General features: G+C 67.9%; 18 protein-coding genes. 17 read left to right on the top strand and 1 reads right to left on the bottom strand.

From position 1 onward, the window contains the following. The first annotated feature begins 235 nt into the window (after window positions 1–235). From IPG97_18940 to IPG97_18870, 15 genes are all read left to right on the top strand, one after another. Window positions 236–2,155, top strand: a complete 1,920-nt coding sequence (locus IPG97_18940) for a penicillin-binding protein 2 (protein ID MBK6858562.1) — start codon at window positions 236–238, stop codon at window positions 2,153–2,155. A gap of 50 nt (window positions 2,156–2,205) precedes the next feature. Continuing rightward, the gene (locus IPG97_18935) at window positions 2,206–3,600 is read left to right on the top strand and encodes a UDP-N-acetylmuramoyl-L-alanyl-D-glutamate--2,6-diaminopimelate ligase (protein MBK6858561.1); all 1,395 of its coding nucleotides are present in this window, start codon (window positions 2,206–2,208) and stop codon (window positions 3,598–3,600) included. Next, the gene (locus IPG97_18930) at window positions 3,582–4,682 is read left to right on the top strand and encodes a phospho-N-acetylmuramoyl-pentapeptide-transferase (GenBank protein ID MBK6858560.1); all 1,101 of its coding nucleotides are present in this window, start codon (window positions 3,582–3,584) and stop codon (window positions 4,680–4,682) included. The genes IPG97_18935 and IPG97_18930 overlap by 19 nt, the downstream gene beginning before the upstream one ends. Window positions 4,683–4,758: 76 nt before the next feature. After that, complete coding sequence (ftsW, locus tag IPG97_18925) at window positions 4,759–5,964, top strand: putative lipid II flippase FtsW (GenBank protein ID MBK6858559.1); 1,206 nt, start codon at window positions 4,759–4,761, stop codon at window positions 5,962–5,964. A gap of 107 nt (window positions 5,965–6,071) precedes the next feature. Next, window positions 6,072–7,160: a UDP-N-acetylglucosamine--N-acetylmuramyl-(pentapeptide) pyrophosphoryl-undecaprenol N-acetylglucosamine transferase gene (locus tag IPG97_18920; GenBank protein ID MBK6858558.1), complete on the top strand. Its 1,089-nt coding sequence runs from the start codon at window positions 6,072–6,074 to the stop codon at window positions 7,158–7,160. Then, window positions 7,153–8,742 carry a UDP-N-acetylmuramate--L-alanine ligase gene (gene murC / locus IPG97_18915; GenBank protein ID MBK6858557.1) on the top strand — a complete coding sequence of 530 codons (1,590 nt, stop codon included), beginning with the start codon at window positions 7,153–7,155 and terminating at the stop codon, window positions 8,740–8,742. Before IPG97_18920 ends, murC begins: the two co-directional genes overlap by 8 nt. A 7-nt stretch (window positions 8,743–8,749) precedes the next feature. After that, window positions 8,750–9,775: a UDP-N-acetylmuramate dehydrogenase gene (gene murB / locus IPG97_18910; protein ID MBK6858556.1), complete on the top strand. Its 1,026-nt coding sequence runs from the start codon at window positions 8,750–8,752 to the stop codon at window positions 9,773–9,775. Beyond that, window positions 9,772–10,617, top strand: coding sequence for an FtsQ-type POTRA domain-containing protein (locus IPG97_18905; GenBank protein ID MBK6858555.1), 846 nt, complete (start codon window positions 9,772–9,774; stop codon window positions 10,615–10,617). The genes murB and IPG97_18905 overlap by 4 nt, the downstream gene beginning before the upstream one ends. Window positions 10,618–10,765: 148 nt before the next feature. Beyond that, complete coding sequence (gene ftsZ / locus IPG97_18900) at window positions 10,766–11,863, top strand: cell division protein FtsZ (protein MBK6858554.1); 1,098 nt, start codon at window positions 10,766–10,768, stop codon at window positions 11,861–11,863. A gap of 52 nt (window positions 11,864–11,915) precedes the next feature. Then, window positions 11,916–12,578: a laccase domain-containing protein gene (locus IPG97_18895; GenBank protein ID MBK6858553.1), complete on the top strand. Its 663-nt coding sequence runs from the start codon at window positions 11,916–11,918 to the stop codon at window positions 12,576–12,578. A 10-nt stretch (window positions 12,579–12,588) separates the two neighbouring features. Then, window positions 12,589–13,221, top strand: coding sequence for a cell division protein SepF (gene sepF, locus IPG97_18890; protein ID MBK6858552.1), 633 nt, complete (start codon window positions 12,589–12,591; stop codon window positions 13,219–13,221). Between the two features lie 25 nt (window positions 13,222–13,246). After that, entirely contained in the window at window positions 13,247–14,728 is a 1,482-nt protein-coding gene (locus tag IPG97_18885) for a DivIVA domain-containing protein (protein MBK6858551.1), read from the top strand. A 125-nt stretch (window positions 14,729–14,853) separates the two neighbouring features. Next, entirely contained in the window at window positions 14,854–15,516 is a 663-nt protein-coding gene (locus IPG97_18880; GenBank protein ID MBK6858550.1) for a TraR/DksA C4-type zinc finger protein, read from the top strand. A 310-nt stretch (window positions 15,517–15,826) separates the two neighbouring features. Beyond that, a complete protein-coding gene (gene lspA / locus IPG97_18875) occupies window positions 15,827–16,465 on the top strand; it encodes a signal peptidase II (GenBank protein ID MBK6858549.1) in 639 nt (212 codons plus the stop codon). 1 nt (window position 16,466) lies between these two features. Beyond that, window positions 16,467–17,390: an RluA family pseudouridine synthase gene (locus IPG97_18870; protein MBK6858548.1), complete on the top strand. Its 924-nt coding sequence runs from the start codon at window positions 16,467–16,469 to the stop codon at window positions 17,388–17,390. Between the two features lie 72 nt (window positions 17,391–17,462). Here the strand turns inward: IPG97_18870 and IPG97_18865 are convergent, their stop codons facing one another. Beyond that, window positions 17,463–17,906 carry an Rrf2 family transcriptional regulator gene (locus IPG97_18865; protein MBK6858547.1) on the bottom strand — a complete coding sequence of 148 codons (444 nt, stop codon included), beginning with the start codon at window positions 17,904–17,906 and terminating at the stop codon, window positions 17,463–17,465. Between the two features lie 119 nt (window positions 17,907–18,025). On the opposite strand from IPG97_18865, the gene IPG97_18860 reads away from it, so the two are divergent. Both IPG97_18860 and IPG97_18855 read left to right on the top strand, forming a co-directional pair. Further along, window positions 18,026–19,102 carry an alkaline phosphatase family protein gene (locus tag IPG97_18860; protein ID MBK6858546.1) on the top strand — a complete coding sequence of 359 codons (1,077 nt, stop codon included), beginning with the start codon at window positions 18,026–18,028 and terminating at the stop codon, window positions 19,100–19,102. Then, window positions 19,099–19,665: a bacterial proteasome activator family protein gene (locus IPG97_18855; GenBank protein ID MBK6858545.1), complete on the top strand. Its 567-nt coding sequence runs from the start codon at window positions 19,099–19,101 to the stop codon at window positions 19,663–19,665. The genes IPG97_18860 and IPG97_18855 overlap by 4 nt, the downstream gene beginning before the upstream one ends. The last annotated feature ends 4 nt before the right edge of the window (window positions 19,666–19,669 follow it).

Below are 19,669 nucleotides of genomic sequence, written 5' to 3'. Positions count from 1 at the left end.
CAATGCCGACGTTGGTCGAGCCGCAACCGCACGGACCACCCCCACGGCCCGCCAGGCTCGGGGATCTCGTGTGCCCAGCCCCGCCCGGGCCACATCACGACCTGAGTCCTCACGCCTGGCGCCGACACGCGCCCGCGGCACCTCTCGTGTCGGTCAGCAATCGGCCGCCGAGAGTCGATCCGGGCTAAGGGCAGGCCTGGCGGGACTCCTGGGCCTGTCCGGTCCCAACCGTCGTGTGCTGCCACGACCGACCTTCGGCACGCGTCACCCCCAGCCGGTGGTGGCCCTGGACGGGGCCGCGTCGCGCCGGCTCACCCTGCGCCGCCTCACCTGGCTGGTGGTGATGGTCGTGGCCATGGCCGGTGCCATCGGCGCCAAGCTGGCCACGGTTCAGATCGCCCAACGTGACCGGTGGCAGGCGTGGGGCCTCGATCAACGAGACGGATGGCGGGTGATCCCAGCTGGCCGGGGCGCGATCATGGATCGCAACGGTCAGCCCCTGGCCATGTCGGTGGTGCGCCCCGACGTGGTTGCCGACCCGCTCAACGTCGAGGATCCCGCCGCCACCGCCGCCACCCTTGCCCCCATCCTGGGGCGATCAAGAGCCGAGCTGACGTCGCTCCTCGACCGAGACGGGCGGTACTCGCTGCTGGCCAAGGCCGTCGATCCCGAGGTAGCCGAGGAAATCAACGAGCTTCGCCAGGCCCAGGACCGAAAGGCCCGTTCGACCGGGGACGACGATGTCCGCACCCTCGCGGGCATCGACCTGGTCGACCGGTTGGTGCGTCAGTACCCCGTGGGCAACCTGGCTACGTCGATCGTGGGACGCACCGTCGTGGACGGTGGCGTGGACACATCAGGCCGTGAAGGTGTGTCGGGAATCGAAGAACAGTTCGACGACATCCTCACCGGTGAGCCCGGCCGGCTCCAATACGAACACGACCCGAACGGGCGGACCATCGCCGGCGGGACCCAGACCATCGATCCGGCCCGACCCGGAACCAACGTCTACCTCACCATCGATCAGGCCCTCCAGTACGAGTCGGAGAGGGCCATCGCCGATCAGGTAGAGGCCACCGGAGCCGCCGGCGGCATGGTCCTCATCATGAGGCCGAGCACAGGCGAGATCTTGGCCATGGCCAGCGTCGCCCCCAACGCCGAAGGCGAGGCCGTAAACACCCGAGATAACCGCTCGGTCACCGCGGTCTACGAACCCGGTTCGGTGAACAAGGTGATCACCGTGGCCGGCGCCATGGAGGAAGGCCTGGTGGAAGCAGACACGATCCTCCAGGTACCCGATCACCTCACCATCTACGACAAGACGTTCCGCGACCACGACCCCCACCCGGTCCGGTCCTGGTCTGTGACCGACATCTTGGTCACCTCGTCCAACATCGGGACCATCAAGCTGGCCCAGGAACTTGGCCGTGACAAGGTGGACTCCTACCTGCGGGACTTCGGGTTGGGCTCCAGCACCGGCTTGGGGTTCCCCAACGAAGAGAACGGGATCATGTTGGACCTCGACGACTGGTCGGGGACCTCGATCGGAGCCATCCCCATCGGGCAGGGCATCGCCGTCACCTCGCTTCAGATGCTGTCGGCCTACAACGCCATCGCCAACGACGGGGTGTACGTCGCCCCCCGATTGGTGGCAGCGACCGACCCCGGTACCGGTCGGGTCGACGCCTCGCCCTCTGATCGCCGTCGGGTGATATCGGTGGAGACGGCCCAAGCCGTCCAGCAGATGCTCGAGAAGGTGGTCACCGACGGCACCGGCAAGCGGGCCCGCATCGCCGACTACCCGGCCGCCGGCAAGACCGGTACCGCCCGGATTCCCCAAGGAGTCGACCCCAGCGACGGGTACCTCGGCCGGGACGGTCGCTACCACTACCAGTCCACCTTCTTGGGTTTCGTGACCGGGGCGGACCTCTCGGTGCTGGTCACCCTGGAAGATCCTCAGACCTCCACCTACGGCGGCGAGGTGGCGGCCCCGGTGTTCAGCCAGCTCGCGGCCGTTGCTCTCCTGCGTTCCCAGACCCCTCCGCCCGCCCTGCTGGAGCGGTCGGCCACGACTGTCCCCGAGTTGAGTGCCACGGCCCGCTCCGGCCGTGACGAGGATGCCGGTTCGGTCACCACCACCAAGCCCGAAGGCTGATCGTCGTGAACCTGGAAGCCCTGTTGAGGGTTCTGGACGGCCGCACCGCCATGGCCGGCCTCGATGTGCAAAACCTGGGGACCGAGGCCGGGGCAGTCGAACTGCGGGCCGCCACCCACGACTCGCGCCTGGTGGTACCTGGTGACGTCTTCTGCTGCGTTCCGGGTCGCAACCACGACGGCCACGATCACGCCCCCGCCGCCGTGGCGGCCGGAGCTGCCGCGCTGTTGGTGGAGCGACCTCTGGGCCTCGGAGTCCCCGAACTGGTCGTGGCCGATGTGCGCCGGGCGATGGGACCGCTGGCGGCCGCCCTCCTCGGTGACCCCTCCCACACCCTCGATGTCGTCGGTATCACCGGAACGAACGGCAAGACCACCACGGCCCAGATGTTGGCCTCGATCCTCAACCGGGCCGGGCGCAACTGCGGGGTGATCGGAACCCTGACCGGCGTGCGAACCACCCCCGAAGCCCCCGAGCTTCAACAGCTTCTGGCCGCCTTTCTCGCCGAGGGGCGCCGGTCGGTGGCCATGGAGGTCTCCTCGCACGCCCTGGATCTGCACCGCGTGGACGGAACGCGCTTTCGCGTCGGTGTCTTCACCAACCTGAGTCGAGACCACCTCGACCACCACCACGACATGGCCGCCTACTTCCAGGCCAAGGCCGCGCTGTTCACCCCTGAGCTGTGCGACCAGGCGGTGCTGTGCACCGACGACCCCCACGGCCGGCTTCTGCTGGACGCGGCCCAGATCCCCAGCATCGGGTACTCGATCGAGGACGCCGCCGACCTGAAGATCGCGGCATCGGGTTCACGGTTCGTCTGGCGGGGGGAGTCGGTGAGCATCGCAATGCCGGGGCGGTTCAACGTCCTCAACGCCTTGGCCGCAGCCACCGTCGCCGATCTGCTCGGTGTGCCCCATTCGGTCATCGCCCAAGGCTTGGCCGACCTCGGTCCCATCGCCGGCAGGTTCGAGATGGTCGACGAGGGCCAGCCTTTTCTGGCTGCCGTCGACTTCGCCCACACCCCCGATGGCCTGGACAACCTGCTGGTGGCGGCCCGGGAGCTGGCTGGCGAAGGCCGGGTGGTAGTGGTGTTCGGAGCGGGGGGAGACCGTGACCCCACCAAGCGTCCCGAGATGGGAGAGGTGGTGGCCCGTCTCGCCGATGTTGTGGTCCTCACCACCGATAACCCCCGACACGAGGACCCGGCTGCGATCATGGCAGCCGTGAAGACCGGATTGGCCGACCATCCCGACGTGACCGTGGAACCCGACCGGGCCACGGCGATCGGGCTGGCCGTGGACCGCGCCCGACCGGGGGACGTGGTGTTGATCGCCGGTAAGGGCCACGAGACCACCCAGACCATCGGTGACGTGATGACGCCGTTCGTGGACCGTGAGGTGTTGTCGTCGGCACTTCGGTCCCGTCGATCCGAGGGGGCCTGGTGATCGCGCTGCTCATGGCCGGAGGTCTCAGCCTGGCTGTGTCCCTGGTCGGCACCCGCTACCTCATCGAGTGGCTCCGCCAGCACGGCATCGGCCAACCGATCCGTGAGGAAGGCCCCGAAGGGCACCACACCAAGGCAGGTACGCCGACCATGGGAGGCATAGCCATCGTGGTGGGGGCCGTCGTGGGTTACACGGTCGCGCACCTCCGTAGCCGGGTGGTGTTCACCCGAACGGGCATGTTGGTGCTGGCCCTGGTGGTCGGGGCTGGAATCGTCGGCTTCCTCGATGACTGGATCAAGATCCGCACTGCCCGAAACCTCGGTCTGAACAAGCGGATGAAGGTCCTAGGGCTGCTCAGCGTGGCCGTCGGTTTCGGGGCGTTGACCGTGGCGTTCACCAGCGTCCACACCTCCTTGTCGTTCACCCGCCACGACTCGTTCGTGAACTCGAACTGGCTCAACATCGATTTCGGTCGCGTTGGCTGGGTGGTGTGGGCCGTGCTGCTCATCATGGCCAGCACCAACGCCGTCAACCTCACCGACGGCTTGGACGGGCTGGCCGCCGGGTCTTCGATCTTTTCTTTCGCGGCGTTCACGATCATCGGGTTCTGGGCGTTCCGCAACCCCGAGATCTACCAGGTGGAACATGCCCTTGACCTGGCCGTGGTCGCGGCGGCGATGTTGGGCGGATGCACCGGGTTCTTGTGGTGGAACGCGTTCCCGGCCCGGATATTCATGGGTGACACGGGGTCGCTGGCCATCGGGGCGGGAATGGCCGGCCTGGCTCTGACGCTCAACACCGCGCTGCTGTTGCCGGTGGTGGGGGCGTTGTTCGCCATCGAGACGATCTCGGTCATCCTCCAAGTGATCTCGTTCCGGGGATTCGGAGGACGGCGGATCTTCCGCATGGCTCCGATCCACCATCACTACGAGCTGAGCGGTTGGCCCGAGACCACCGTCATCGTTCGCTTCTGGATCGTGGCTGGCCTGGCCACCGCTCTGGCGCTCGGCATGTTCTACGCCGATTTCGCCACCATTCCCGTCGTCAACACCGCAGTGCCCACCGTCCCCGCCGCGCCGTGAGGGTCCAGCCATGACATCGATCGCCCATCCCTCGCTTCGGGGCCACCCAACCCGTCGGGTCGCCTCTCGTTGGAGCATGCCCGGAACCGCCACCGGCACCTCTTGGGTGTTGGCCGCGCTGGTCACGGTGCTCAACATGATCGGGCTGGTCATGGTGATGTCGGCGTCGGCGGTGGTGTCGGTGCGCGAGGACGGCATCCCCTGGACCTACTTCCAACAGCAGATCGTCTGGACCTTCCTAGGCACCATCGGTCTGCTGGTTGCCATGTCGGTGTCGTTGGACTTCTGGCGTCGGAGAGCTCGGTTGTTGCTGGGCATCTCCGTCGCCACGCTGGTGGCGGTGGTGGTTCCCGGGGTGGGTGTCACCAACAACGGTGCCACCCGGTGGTTGGCGGTGGGACCCGTACAGGTTCAGCCTTCGGAGTTCGTCAAGTTCGCGTTGTTGCTGTTCGTGGCCGACCTGCTGGCCCGTCGCGAGCACCGCATCGACGATTGGCGGTGGGGGCTGGCACCTGTCCTCACCTACTTGGTGCTCATCGGTGCGCTGATCATGGCCCAGCCCAACCTGGGCACCACGATCATCATCGGCCTCACCACCTTGGCGGTGCTGTGGGCGGCGGGCACACCGTCTCGCCCGTTGGCCGCCACCGCGGGAGTTTTCGCGCTGTGCGCAGGCCTGTTCGTGGCCATCGAACCATTTCGCCGTAAGCGGTACATGGCTTTCCTCAACCCCATGAGCGATCCCTATGGAGACGGTCTCCAGAATGTTCAGTCGCTGGTCGCCATGGCCAACGGTGGACTGTTGGGTCGCGGCCTGGGTCGTTCCACTGTGAAGTGGGGATTCTTGCCATTTGCCTGGACCGACTTCATCTTCGCGGTGATCGGCGAGGAGTTCGGCATGCTGGGAGCGATGACGGTGGTGTTCTTGTTCGTGGCCTTTGCTGCCCTCGGCGCCTACATCGCGTCGCAGGCCGCCGACCGGTTCTCGATGCTGGTGGCGGTGGGAATCACCACGTGGATTTCGGTCCAGGCCTTCTTGAACATGGCCGCGGTGGTGGGGGTGGTGCCCATCACCGGTGTTCCGTTGCCGTTCATCTCCTACGGCGGTTCGTCCATGCTGGTGACGCTCACCGCGGTGGGGATGCTCATGAACATCGCCCGCCATCCGGCGTCGCGGCCCGCCGACGGTGTCAACTCGGCTGGCCGTCGCGGCCGAACCCGCCAAGGCGGCGGTGGCGTCGGTCGAGAGCGAGCCCGGACCAAGACCGGGGTCACCCACTGATGTCGGAGCGGGACGAGCCGGTAGCGGCACACGGCGACTCGGAGCGACCGGCGCCTTCCCCGTCGGGTCGATCCGCAGGCGGCGGCGATGTGGCTACGTGGGCTGTCGTGGCCGGAGGAGGAACGGCAGGCCACCTCCTGCCCGGTTTGGCCTTGGCCCGAGCGCTGGTGACCGGTGGCCGTGACCCGGCTTCGATCCACTTCGTGGGCTCCGCCCGCGGCCCAGAGGGGATCATGGTCCCCCAGGCCGGGTTCGCGGTCGACCTGTTGCCGGGGCGCGGGATCCAGCGTCGGCTCACCCCGGCCAACGTGGTGGCCGTCGTCGACCTGATACGAGCCATGTTCAAGGGATTCGCCCTGGTTCGCCGTCATCGGCCGTCGGTCGTGGTGGTGTTGGGGGGCTACGCCTCCTTCGCCTGTGGGTTGGGGGCTGTGCTCTTGCGGATTCCGATCGTGTTGTTGGAGCAGAACAAGAAGGCGGGTGCGGTCAACCGGCTGCTACGACGGGTGGCCCGGGCTGCGGCGGTGTCCTTCGCCGGTACCGATCTCCCTCGTTCGGTGGTCACCGGTAACCCGCTGAGACCTGAGATCAGGGAGATGGCCGAGCATCCCGACCCGGCCGCGGCCCGGGCCGCTCTGGGCCTGCCCGCCGATCGCACCGTCATCGGCGTCTTCGCGGGCTCGCTTGGTTCCAGGCGGATCAACGAGGCCGTCAAGGGCCTGGCGGAACGGTGGGCCGATCGGTCCGATCTGGCCATCCGCCACGTCATCGGTTCGCGGGACTTCCACGACTTCACCGCCGACGCGCCGGTGCCGCCACCGGGGGGGCTGGTGTACCAACAGGTTCGATACGAGGACCGCATGCACCTCCTGCTCGACGCCTCCGATCTGGCGGTTACCCGTGCTGGCGGTAGCGTGTTCGAGTTGATGGCGGCCGGGTTGCCATCGATCCTGGTTCCTCTCCCCATCGCTACCCGAGACCACCAGATGGCCAACGCCAAGGCGGTGGCCGCCACCGGCGGCGCGGTCGTTGTGCCCGACGCCGAGCTCGACGCCGACCGGCTCGAGACGGAGCTGACAGCCTTGTTGGGCGACCCCGATCGCCTGGAGGCGATGGCCCGCGCCATGCGTGGGGCGGCCAAGGTCGACGCGGCAGAGCGGGCCGGCGAGGTGGTCGAGGCCGTGGCCCGTGGTTGACGAGACCGGGGTGGCGGTGGATCTGAGCCGGCCGCGCCGAATCCACCTGGTGGGGGTGGGCGGCGCCGGCGTCAGCGCCATCGCGGTGATATTGGCCCGGCTTGGTCATGTCGTCACCGGGACCGATGTGGTCGTCACCGGGGCCTGGCCCGCGCTGAACGCTGCCGGTGTCGGGGTCGAAGCAGTTGGTGAAGCAGACCTGTTCACCACGACCGAAGCCATGGCCGCTGACCTCGTGGCCCACTCCACGGCGTTCCGACCCGCTCCCGAGACCGTGGCCGAGCTGGCTGCGGCCGGTGCGTTGGTGCTGGACCGGGCCGGGATCCTCGCTGGTATCTGCGCCCTGCGGCCCACCGTCGCCGTGTCTGGCACCCACGGCAAGACGTCAACCACCGCCATGTTGGCCACACTGCTAGACGAGGCCGGGGCCGACCCTTCGTTCCTGGTCGGTGCCCAGCCCGTGACCCTCGACGCCGCGGCACGCTGGGGCGGCGAGGCAGGTCTGTTCGTGGTGGAGGCCGACGAGAGCGACGGATCCTTCGAGCGGCTCGGTGCCCACACCGCGGTGGTCACCAACGTGGAGGAGGATCACCTCGACTTCTGGGGTTCGATCGAGGCGATCGAGGCCGGGTTCGATCGCTTCTTGGCCCAGGCCACCGTCGGAGTGGTGTGCATAGACAACCCCGACGGCAGCGGTCGGGTCGATCCGAGGGCGGTGGAGCTGGCGGCTCGTCACGACGCGGTGACGGTCGGGGAGTGTGCCGGGGCCGACTGGCGGATCCATTCGGTGCAAGTGGAGCGGCTCACCACCAGCTTCGGCCTGACCCACGGTGGCATCGAGGTGGGACCAGTGGAGATCGGCACCCCTGGGCGCCATCACGCCCGCAACGCGGCGGTGGCGGTGGCGGTGGCGGCGACCCACGGGATCCCGGTGGAGCGGGCTGTGGCTGCCGTGGGTCGGTATCGGGGTGTGGCTCGACGCTTCGAGGTCGTGGGCGAGGTCGACGGGATCACCGTGGTGGACGACTACGCCCACAACCCGGGCAAGATCCGCGCCCTGCTCGCATCGGCTCAGGAAGCGGGCTGGGATCGTGTGGTTGCCGTGTTCCAACCCCACCGTTATTCCAGGACCGAGGCGTTGGGAGTCGAGCAGGGCGCGGCGGTCGCCATGGCCGACGTCGTCGCGGTCACCGACGTGTACGGCGCTGGCGAGACCGCGGTAGCGGGTGTCACGGGCCTCACGGTGGCCCATGCCGCCCTGGAGGCTCGCCCAGGTGTCACGGTGGGTTGGACTCCGGGCCTGGACGATGCCCTGGCCTGGTTGCGAACCACGGTGAGGTCGGGAGACCTGGTCCTCACCATCGGGGCGGGAGATGTCCACCTCCTCGGTCCTCGCCTGCTGACCGTGTTGGCGTCACCCTCTCCGGCTCCGTCGACGCCGGACATCTCGGGGATCGGTCGTGGAGAGGTGGCGGGGGAAGGTGCTGTCGACACTGTCGACGGGAACGTAGACGGGGATGTAGGCGGGAACGCAGACGGGGATGTAGACGACGTTGTCGAACCCGGTGACCAGGGGGCCTGAGCTACCCATGAGCACCGGATTCGACAACCTGTTCGGCGCGGCAACCGAGGACGAACTGTCTCGGTTCGACCGGGCGCTGGCCGAGACCACGGGGCCTGGGTTGGCGGTGAGCCACCACGAACCGATCGGCCCGCTCACCACCTATCGGGTCGGCGGTGTGGCCGCCCGATTCGTTTCGGTGGACTCCGCCACTGAACTGCTCACCCTCGCCGGTGTGGTCGCCCGGGCCCCGCTGCCAGTCGTGGTCTTGGGGCGGGGCTCCAACCTGTTGGTCGCCGATGCCGGGTTCGGTGGCCTGGCCGTGCGACTCGGTGCTGGCCTGGCCGAGGTGACCGTCGGTGAAACGGTCGATGGATGGGCCACGGTTCGCGCTGGTGGCGCCGCCCTTTTGCCGGTGGTGGCTCGCATGACGGTGGCCGCTGGGCTCACCGGGTTCGAGTGGGCGGTCGGCGTTCCCGGCACGGTGGGCGGAGCGGTTCGCATGAACGCCGGAGGCCATGGTTCCGATATCGCGGCGTCGCTGGCGAGGGTCCGCGTCGTGGACCTCCGGCTGGGCGAGGATGGAGAGGTGATGCCGACCGATCTCGACCTGGGTTACCGCACCTCCTCGGTGGCGGCACACCAGGTGGTGGCCTGGGCCGAGCTGCGTCTAGCCCAGGGAGACCAGGCCAGGTCCGAAGGCGAGCTGTCCGAGATCGTGCGCTGGCGTCGTGACAACCAGCCCGGTGGACCCAACGCCGGATCGGTGTTCACCAACCCCCCGGGTGATTCGGCCGGCCGCCTGATCGACCAGGCCGGAGCCAAGGGCCTGAGGGTCGGGTCCGCCGAGGTGTCCACCAAGCATGCCAACTTCATCCAGGCCGACCCGGGCGGGTCAGCCGACGACGTGTTGGCGTTGATGCACGCCGTCAGCCGACGGGTCCGAGACTCGGCCGGCGTCACGTTGCACGCAGAGACCTGTCTGGTCGGCTTCACCCCGGACCAGCTCAGCGGGGAACGCCCCGATTCGGCCAGCGGCGAGGCGGGCCGATGAGCACCGGGACCCTCGAGCGTCGTCGGTCGGCATCTTCCCGGCCGCAGTCGTTCATCGACCCCCGGCTGGAAGCGCGTCGAGACGAGGTGTCCCGTGATCGGCAGCGACGGCGCTTCCGCCGGGTGGCGGTGGGGGCGTTGATCCTCGTGTCGCTGGGCGGCGCCTACGGCCTCACCCGCACCGCAGCACTCGACGTGGACGATGTCCTAGTCGAAGGGGCTGCCGGTCGAGCCCGCGCTGATGTGGTTCAGGCGGCGGATGTGGAACGGGGTACTCCGTTGCTCGATGTCGACGTCGCCGCAGTCGAACAGCGGGTTTCCGCCCTGGCTTGGGTCGACACGGTCGTCGTGCAACGGCGCTGGCCCGGGACCGTTTCGGTGGTGGTCGATGCTCGGATTCCGGTGGCGGTGGACACGGCCGGCGTCGCGGCCGATGGGTCGGGGCGGGTTCTGGGAGCAGCAGTACCGGGGACCACTTCCGACCTGCCCCTGATAGGCGTCCAGTTCGGCCCGCCCGGGACCCAGCTGGATCGGCGTCAGCGTCTGGTGCTCGAGGTGCTGGCGGCCATCCCCAGCTCGCTGGCCGAGGAGGTGGAGTCGGGGCAGCTGAAACGCTCAGACGTCTGGCTCACCCTCCGAGATGGCATAACGGTGCGTGTGGGGGATTCCAGCCGCATCCGGGCCAAGTTCGTCGCCATCGAAGCGCTGCTCGAACAGGCTGACCGGTCCACCATCGCCGCCCTCGACGTTCGGGTTCCGTCTTCTCCTTCGGTCACCCCGAAGCCCGGCACCGAGCGGGCCGAAGCTGCGTCCTTGACCGACCTCGATCCAGGGGGTGCATAATGTCGCCCATCCATCGAGGTTTACATAACCCTCGACCAAAGGTCGAGGGTTGGGCGCGGCCCACTTCGCTGTACCAACCAATCCATCCTTCTCCCGTCGGCCCGGCGAACCGGTCCGGCCTCACCCCATCCTCGTGGAGGTAGCACCCATGGCTGGCAACCCGCAGAACTACCTGGCCGTCATCAAGGTCGTCGGCGTCGGTGGCGGCGGTGTCAACGCCGTCAACCGCATGATCGACGCCGGCCTCAAAGGCGTCGAGTTCATAGCGGTGAACACCGACGCCCAGGCCCTGTTGATGAGCGACGCCGACATCAAGTTGGACATCGGTCGGGAGCTCACCCGAGGCCTCGGTGCAGGTAGCGATCCCGAGGTCGGCCGGTCCGCGGCCGAGGAGCATCGCCAGGAGATCGAAGAGGTGCTCCAGGGCGCCGACATGGTGTTCATCACCGCCGGTAAGGGCGGTGGCACCGGAACGGGTGCGGCCCCAGTGATCGCCGAGATCGCCAAGAACATCGGGGCGCTCACCATCGGCGTGGTCACCCGTCCGTTCTCCTTCGAGGGTCGTCGTCGGTCGGTGCAGGCCGAGTCGGGCATCCAGAAGCTCAAGGAGAAGGTCGACACCCAGATCGTCATCCCCAACGATCGGTTGCTCACCGTCTCCAACGAGAAGACGTCGATGATCAACGCCTTCAAGATGGCAGATGAGGTGCTGCTCCAGGGCGTACAGGGGATCACCGACCTCATCACCACGCCCGGTGTCATCAACACCGACTTCGCCGACGTGAAGATGATCATGTCCAACGCCGGCTCCGCCCTGATGGGCATCGGTCACGCCACCGGTGAAGGCCGGGCCCTGAACGCGGCCCGAGCCGCCATCTCCAGCCCCTTGCTAGAGGCATCGATCGAGGGGGCGCGTGGCATCCTGTTGTCGATTGCGGGTGGCAGCGACTTGGGTCTGTTCGAGGTGAACGAGGCTGCCGAGGTCATCCACGGCGTGGCCCACCCCGATGCCAACATCATCTTCGGCACCGTCATCGACGACGAGATGGGTGACGAGGTCCGGGTCACGGTCATCGCCGCTGGTTTCGACCGCTGGGACGAGAAGGCCGGCCGCGAACCGCGTCGGGCCGGTACCGCGGAGCGCACTGGTGAGGTGCCCGCCGCCCGCCCGGTGCGGACCAGCGATCTCTTCGACGACGAGCCAGATGACGGCGACGAGTTCGACGTCCCCTCCTTCTTGCGCTGACCACACGCGGGTCAAGGCACTGTCGAGCGCGCTGACCGACAAACTGGCTCCGATGCCGTCGGAGGGCCGGTTCATCTTCACGGATCGTTCCCACGGGGATCTGGCCGTCACCGGCGATTCCGCGGTGCTGGCGACCCGACGGGACGCGGTGGCACCACTGCCGTGGACCTGGCTCCGTCAGGTCCACGGTGCCGACGTCGTTGTGGTGCGATCACCGGGTGCTCATGCCGGTATGGCGGCTGACGCCGCGGTCACCTCGGTGCCGGGTGCGGTGGTGGCGGTGGCGACTGCCGACTGTGCCCCGCTGGTCCTGCTGGCCGATGGTGCCGTTGGTGTGGTCCACGCCGGTTGGCGGGGGCTCTTGGCCGGTGTGGTGGGTCGTGCCGTGGAGGCATTGGCAGATCTGGGCCCGGTCCGTCGCGCTGTTCTCGGCCCCACCATCGCCGCCCACCACTACGCCTTCGGGGCCGATGACCTCGACTCGATGGTGCAACGGTTCGGTCCCGAGGTCTGCTCCACCACCTGGGACGGCACGCCGGCGTTGGACGTGCCCGCAACGGTGGCGGCGGCTCTGGCCGAGTATCAGGTGCCCCTTGCCGTCGTCGGCGTGTGCACGGCGTGCAGCCCGAACCACTGGTCCCATCGGGCGCGAGGCGAGCGAGGCCGACAGGTGGCGGTGGCCTGGGTGCCGCCTTCGGACGCCAGCCACGGGTAGAATTGGCACGATGCTGAAAAAGGTGCTGATCCAGCTCGGTCTCGGTGACGACGCCGACTACGAGCAATATCACGTAGATGGTGCCGCGCCTCAGCCCGATCGGGGCGAGTCGGCCCCGCGAGCGGCCTCATCCGGCCCCTCGGCCCCAGAACCACTGCCCGACGCCTTCGACGAACCGTCGGCTTTGGGAGAGGTCCGACCCATCTCCACCAGGGGCCAGCTCAACCGAGATCCGCTGCCCATGCCCAGCGCGGCCGTGATGCCTACGCCGGTGCCGGTTCCAGTGCAGCCCACTGCTACGACGCCGGCTGGCGTTCAGGGCGTAGGCCGGCCCCGGACCCAGGTGGTCCGCCCGATTCCGATCACCGCCAACTCCAAGCCGCACGTGGTGGTTCCGGCTTCGTTCAACCAGGCTCAGGACGTGGCTGACAAGTTCAAGACCAACCAGCCGGTGGTCATGAACCTCCAGGGTGCAGATCGCGACCTTTCTCGTCGCCTCATAGACTTCGCCAGCGGCCTTTGTTATGGCCTCGGCGGTCAGATGGAACGACTGGTCAACCAGGTGTACCTGCTCACTCCGGGCAACGTAGAGGTGTCGGCCGACGAGCGGCGACGTCTCGAGGAGCGTGGGTACGAGCCCTGACTCAGCATGGGTAGGCTCGCCCCCCATGGAGCGAACGCTGAAGCTGCTGCTGGAACAGGCCAAGTTCACCACCACTCGTAAGGGATACGACCAGCAAGAGGTCGACGATTTCCTCGATCAGGCCGTGGAGATGGCCGCGGCGATGGAGGCCCGTCTGGCCGAGGCCGCTGGCGGTGAGGTGTCCGGTGCTGGTGAGGGTGACGGCGCGCCGGGCCGGAGCGAGGCTGAGATCCAGGCTGAAGTCGACGCCAAGGTCGAGGCCGCGGTGCAGGCCCGTCTGGCCGAGATGCCAGCTCCGGTTGCGGCTCCTGCTGTAGACGACGAGGCGGTGGCCGAGGAGGCCCGGCGGACGCTGGTGCTCGCTCAGCGCACGGCCGACGCTGCGGTAGCCGAAGCCCGAGAGGAAGCGGATTCCCTGCTGACCAAGGCGCGGGAGGAAGCAGATTCTCTGGTCACCGTTGCCCGGACCGAGGCGGCTCGCTTGGAGGAGTCGACCAAGGTCGAGTCCGAACAACGACGCCGAGAGATCGACGCCGAGATCGAGACCGCCCGCGGCGAAGCCCGGAGCCGCTTGGCCGCCGAGATCCGCAGCCTGGAGGAAGCGCGAGACAACCTGCGCTCAGATGTGTCGGTGCTGGAGAGCCACGCAGAGGAACAGCGGGTCCAGCTCCGCAGCGCCGCGTCTGAGCTTCAGCGACTGCTCGAGGACCCGGCGGCCTTCCGTCTGGCGCCCATGCCCGAGCTGCGGGCGGTCGTCATCCCCGACCTGTCCGACCTGTCTGAGCCATCCGACCTGTCCGAGCGGTCGGCGCCATCGCCGTCGATCGAAGATGGCGGCGTTGATGGCTCCGGCGCCGATGTGGTCATGGCATCCGCCGACGGTTCTGACATGGCCTCGGAGGATGCCGATGACCCGGTGTTGGCTGAAGCTCGCTCGGCTCAGGCTCAAGAAGGAGCTGCGAGCATCCCGGTCGGCGAACGTGGCGCCTCGCCTGGAACCGCTGAGCTGTTCGAATCCACAGGATCGACCGGGCTTCCCGATGCTGCCGCCACCGATACCGACGAATCCGACGATTCGGTGGGCGCTGACAGTTTTGGGGCGATTGCCCCCGAGACCGTCGGTGACGTCACGCCGAGCGCCGATGAGCCTGCACTCGGTTCCGGGAGCGACGCCGGTGATCTGGGCGATCCCGACGGTGCTGAACCCGTCGTCGACGGGTCTGGCAATAAGGAGCGAGGTGGCGACGAGCCAGGAGATGAAGAACCTGGTGACGGCGGTCCTCCCACGGCGCCGGTCCCGGTCCTGGAACTGGGATTCACCGACCCGCCGCCCCAGCCTCAGCCCGATGACTCCGACGATGCCTTCCTGGCCGAGCTCCGCAAGGCCATGGCCGAGGAGACCCCGCTCGGCCCCCGAGATGACGATGCCACCGACACCGCCACCCCGGGTTTCCTCGATGACGACGGTGAAGACCGTCGCGGTTGGCGTTTCGGCAAGCGACGCTGAACCTGGCTTCGCCACAGCGGGCTCTACTCCCAAACCTCTGGTTTGTCCTCCTGCTTCAGCCCCTCGTTGACGAACGCCCTCCCTAGTCGTATGGTCCGGCACCTTTTGATCCCTGGGGAGGACCAATGGCCACCAACCGCACCAAGGCCGACGTAGGGACGGCCAAGACTGCCGCCTCGGTCAAGAAGGCTGTGCCGGTGAAGAAGGCTGTGCCTGTCAAGAAGGCCCCGGCAAAGAAGGCTGCGCCGGTCAAGAAGGCTGTGCCGGTGAAGAAGGCCCCGGCAAAGAAGGCTGCGTCGGCAAAGTCGGGGCCTGGAGCCAACGGGGTGAGCACGACTGCGGTCAAGGAGGATGCGGGCCCCAGCGGCGCGGGGAAGGCCGGAGCCGACCAGGGTGGCCGCCGGGCCAGATCACCGTTCAAAGCCGCGTTCCTCAAGGCTCAGCGAGCGCTGCTCGAGGAGGAGCGGGCCATCTACGTCCACCAGGCCGAGTCGTTGCGGGCCGAGGCCGAGTCTCTTGTGGCCGACTTCGAGTCCGGGGACGTGCAGTTCGACGAAGAGTCGGGTGAGGGAGACACGCTCAGCATCGAACGGGAACGAGACCTGGTGATGGCCGCGCAGGCGCTGGAGGTTCTGTCTGAGATCGACCACGCGTTGGCCAAGCTGGACTCGGGCACCTATGGGATCTGTGAGACCTCCGGGCTACCGATCCCCGAAGCCCGACTCGAGGCGATCCCGTGGGCTCGCCAGCGCGTCGAGTACAAGGTGGGCGGGTTGGGACGCAGGTGACCAGCCGACGGGGAGGGAAGGGAACGATCGGTCGTCATCGGTCGATCTGGCAGGTGCCGGCCGGGCGATCCACGCTCGGAGCGACCGCATCGGCGAGCCGACCGGTAGGCACGGCATGGTTAGACCGAAGCAACGCCTCGGTCTGGTCAACCTCGTAGCGACGTCGACCGGACCTATCCGCTAGAACCCTAAGGAGGCGTGTGCATCGGCGAGCCGACCCGTGCACGCTGCATTGTTTGGCCGAGACGACGTTTCGGGCTGATCAACCTCCTCGACGACGACCGGACCCATCCGTTAGGAACCTAAGGACATGAGCGACGGGACAGAACAGATCCACGTTCCGCCTGTCGGCGACGTGGAAGCCGGCGACGCTCCAACCGCGGGGACCGCCCCGGGCGCGGCCATGGATGCGACCGAAGACGGGAACTCGGTCCTCGGCCCCGATTCTGTGGCAGACCCCGTATCCGAGGTCGACACGGTTGCGGTGCCGCCCCGCAAGCTCGGGATGTTTGCGGCTGTCGGGTTGGTCGTTCTGGTGCTCGACCAGGCATCCAAGTCCTGGGCGTTGTCTGCTCTCGACGGAGGCCGGATCATCGACGTCGTCGGATCGCTCCGCTTCGAACTGGCCTTCAACACGGGGGCGTCGTTCGGAATGGGCAGCGGTCGGGGTATCGGACCGTGGGTCACGGTCATCGCCATGGGAATGGTCCTTGCCCTAGCCCTGGGTAGCACCAGCCGGACCACTCTGGGAGCGGTGGCCGCCGGTCTGATCGGCGGGGGAGCGGTTGGCAACCTGATCGACCGGGCCGTGCGGGGTGACCAGGGGTTCATGCACGGTGCGGTGGTCGACTTCATCAACCTCCAGTGGTGGCCCGTGTTCAACGTTGCCGACATGGGCGTGGTCGTCGGGGCCATCTTGCTGGTGGTCGCCGGCCTGCGGGCGCCCTGACGTGGCCGTTCACTCAGAGCACGTCCCCGAAGTCCTGGCTGGCCAACGGCTGGACCGAGTGGTGGCCATGATCACCGGGTTGTCGCGCTCGGAGGTCGCTGTTCTGCTGGTCGACGGCGCGGTGACCGTCGACGGTGTGGTGGCGGCCAAGGGGTCGGTGAAGCTGACCGAAGGCGCCCTGATCCAAGTCGATGTGGCCGAATCGGACGCACAGGTCACCCCGCAAGCCGATCCGGCCGTTGAGGTTCCGGTGGTGTTCGCCGACGAGCACGTGGTGGTAGTGGACAAGCCGGCCGACCTGGTCGTGCATCCGGGGGCCGGTCACGACCACGGCACCATGGTGGCGGGCCTGCTGGCCCACTACCCCGAAATGGCCGAAGTCGGTGATCCGGCCCGGCCCGGAATCGTCCATCGTCTCGACCGGGGCACGTCGGGCTTGCTGGTGGTGGCCCGCACCGGGCTGGCCTATGAGTCGCTCGTCGGTCAACTGTCGCAGCGGACCGTGGAACGCCGGTACCGGGCCCTGGTTTGGGGTCATCCGGAATCGTCACGGGGGCTGATAGACGCCCCCATCGGACGGTCGCCTCGGCACCCGACCCGCATGGCGGTAGTGGCGACCGGCAAGGAAGCCCGTACCCGCTATCAGGTCGATCAGGTCTTCACCGAGCCCGCCGAGACGGCGCTGGTCACGTGTCGGCTCGAGACCGGTCGCACCCACCAGATCCGGGTCCACCTGGCCGCCATCGGTCACCGGGTGGTGGGAGACGACCGCTACCAGGGCGTGCGGGAGTCGATAGATCTGCACCGCCCCTTCCTTCACGCCGAGCACCTCGCCTTCGACCATCCCGGCACCGGCGAGCGGGTCGGTTTCGACTCTCCGTTGGCCCCAGACCTCAGGGCCGTGCTCGAGAGCTTGGCCGTCTGACCCTGGGCCCGCCGACTGGCACAGCCTTCCGGCGGCGCTCGGTCGCCGGTGTCAGGTCGCCCGTGTCAGGTGTCAGGTCACGGGGTCTGGCCAGGGGGCTTCGCCCCTGGTGATGGCCGCGATGTCGGCCAGGGTGCGGCCCTCGAGCATCTGGCGCATCTGTTCACCCACGTCGGACCACACCGCCAACAGCACGCACTGGCCCTCGTGGTCACAGGCCCCGTTCTGGTGCGGTTCACCGAAATCGCCCACGGCTATGGGTCCGTCCACCGCGCTCACGATGGCAGCCAACGTGATCTCCTCGGCGGGACGGGCCAGCACGTAGCCGCCGCCGACGCCACGCTTGGACCGGACCAGGCCGGCACCCTTGAGGGCCAGCAGGATCTGCTCCAGGTAGGGCTGGGGAAGCGCAGTCCGTTCCGCGATGTCTCGGACCGAGGTTGGCTTCCCGTCACCGTGGAGCACGAGGGACAGCAGGGCCCGCGCCGCATAGTCACCCCGGGTGGACACCTTCACCGGCGGGAGTCTACGAGGTCGGCGTGGTGGGCTCGGGGCCTCGGCGGTAGGTTGACGCCGGGTAACCCGAAAGGACCTCCGTGGATCAACCCGTCCTCCCCGACTACGCCGGGGGATGCATCGCCAACATCGTGCCCGCCCTGCTGGATGGGACCCACGGATCGGGCACCGAGCCTGGGGCGTGGATGCCCGCTGCTGCCATGGAGGCCGACCAGGTCGTGCTGCTGGTGCTCGACGGCTTGGGCTGGGAGCAGTTGCAGGAACGTCGACACCTGGCGCCCAACCTCTGTTCGCTGATGGGTGGGCCGATCACCAGCGTCTCACCGTCGACCACCGCCACCGCACTGACCTCCATCGCCACCGGGTTGCCGCCCGGTGTCCATGGGGTCGTCGGCTATCGGGTGGCGGTCGACCACGACGTGTTGAACGTGTTGCGGTGGTCCACCCCGGTGCTGGGTGACGCCCGCAAGCGGCTCGATCCCAATACCTTCCAACCGCACCCATCGTTCCTGGGCCAACGACCCAGGATCGTGACCAAGGCCGAGTTCGCCCACTCCGGTTTCAGCGGCGCCCACCTGTGCGACATCCGATTCCGGGGCTATCGCACCAACGCAGTGTTGCTGTGGGAGCTTCGCCAGGCCCTGATTGAACGCGAGCCGTTTGTCTACGCCTACTACGACGGGCTCGACAAGGTGTCTCACGAGTACGGCCTGCGGGACCACTTCGACGCCGAGCTGGCCTACGCCGACCGCATGGTGGGTGACATCCTCGACTTCCTGCCGGCCGGGGCCGCTCTGGTGATCACCGCCGATCACGGTCAGGTCGACGTGGGTGACAACGTGATCAACCTCAACCCAGAGGTGGTCTCGCACCTGTCGTTCCAATCGGGCGAAGGTCGGTTCCGATGGCTTCACGCTCGACCCGGTCGGGTCGAGGCGCTGGCGGCCGCGGTTGAGGCCCATCACGGAGACACCGGTTGGGTACGTTCCCGTGACCAGACGATCGACGAGGGCTGGTGGGGTCCGATGGTCACCGACGAGGCCAGGCAACGCCTCGGCGATGTCGCCCTCGTGGCTCGCGACGCGGTGTCCTACCACGACGAGGCCGATACCGGCCCCTACGTGCTGGTGGGCCGCCACGGGTCACTCACCTCTGCTGAGATGTTGGTTCCACTACTGGTAGGAGTATCCCGATGACAGACGTGCCCACGGCGACCGAGCCTGGATCGGGAGTGCCCAGCACCGACCCCGAGGAGCCGGTTCTGGCCCGTGGTGAGCTGGTGGAAGCACCGTCAGCAGGGGGTTCAGACGGAGAGGTCGATACCGAGGAACGGCGCGAGGCGGTAGAGGAACCCGCCAAGGTCATGCGCATCGGCTCGATGATCAAGCAGCTCCTCGAAGAGGTGCGCGGTGCCGAGCTCGACGAACCCGCCCGGGACCGCCTGCGCGAGATCTATGAGACCTCGGTACGTGAGCTCGGGTCGGCCATGTCGCCGGACCTGCGTGACGAACTGGAGCGAGTGGCCATGCCCTTCGGCGGCACGTCCACGCCCAGCGAAGCCGAGCTGCGGGTGGTCCAAGCCCAGCTAGTGGGCTGGCTCGAGGGCTTGTTCCATGGCATCCAGGCCACGTTGTTCGCCCAGCAGATGGCGGCCCGTCACCAGTTGGAGGACGTGAAGCGCCAGCTTCCAGGAATGGCCGAGGGCCCCGTTGCCGGGTCGGTACCCGGAGCCGACGTACGCCCCGGCACCTACCTCTAGGACC

The organism is Microthrixaceae bacterium (assembly GCA_016702505.1).
In the GTDB taxonomy this organism is placed as follows: Bacteria; Actinomycetota; Acidimicrobiia; order Acidimicrobiales; family Iamiaceae; genus Aquihabitans.
The sequence above is the reverse complement of the archived record's forward strand: the minus strand, read 5'-3'. Positions and strand labels throughout refer to the sequence as shown.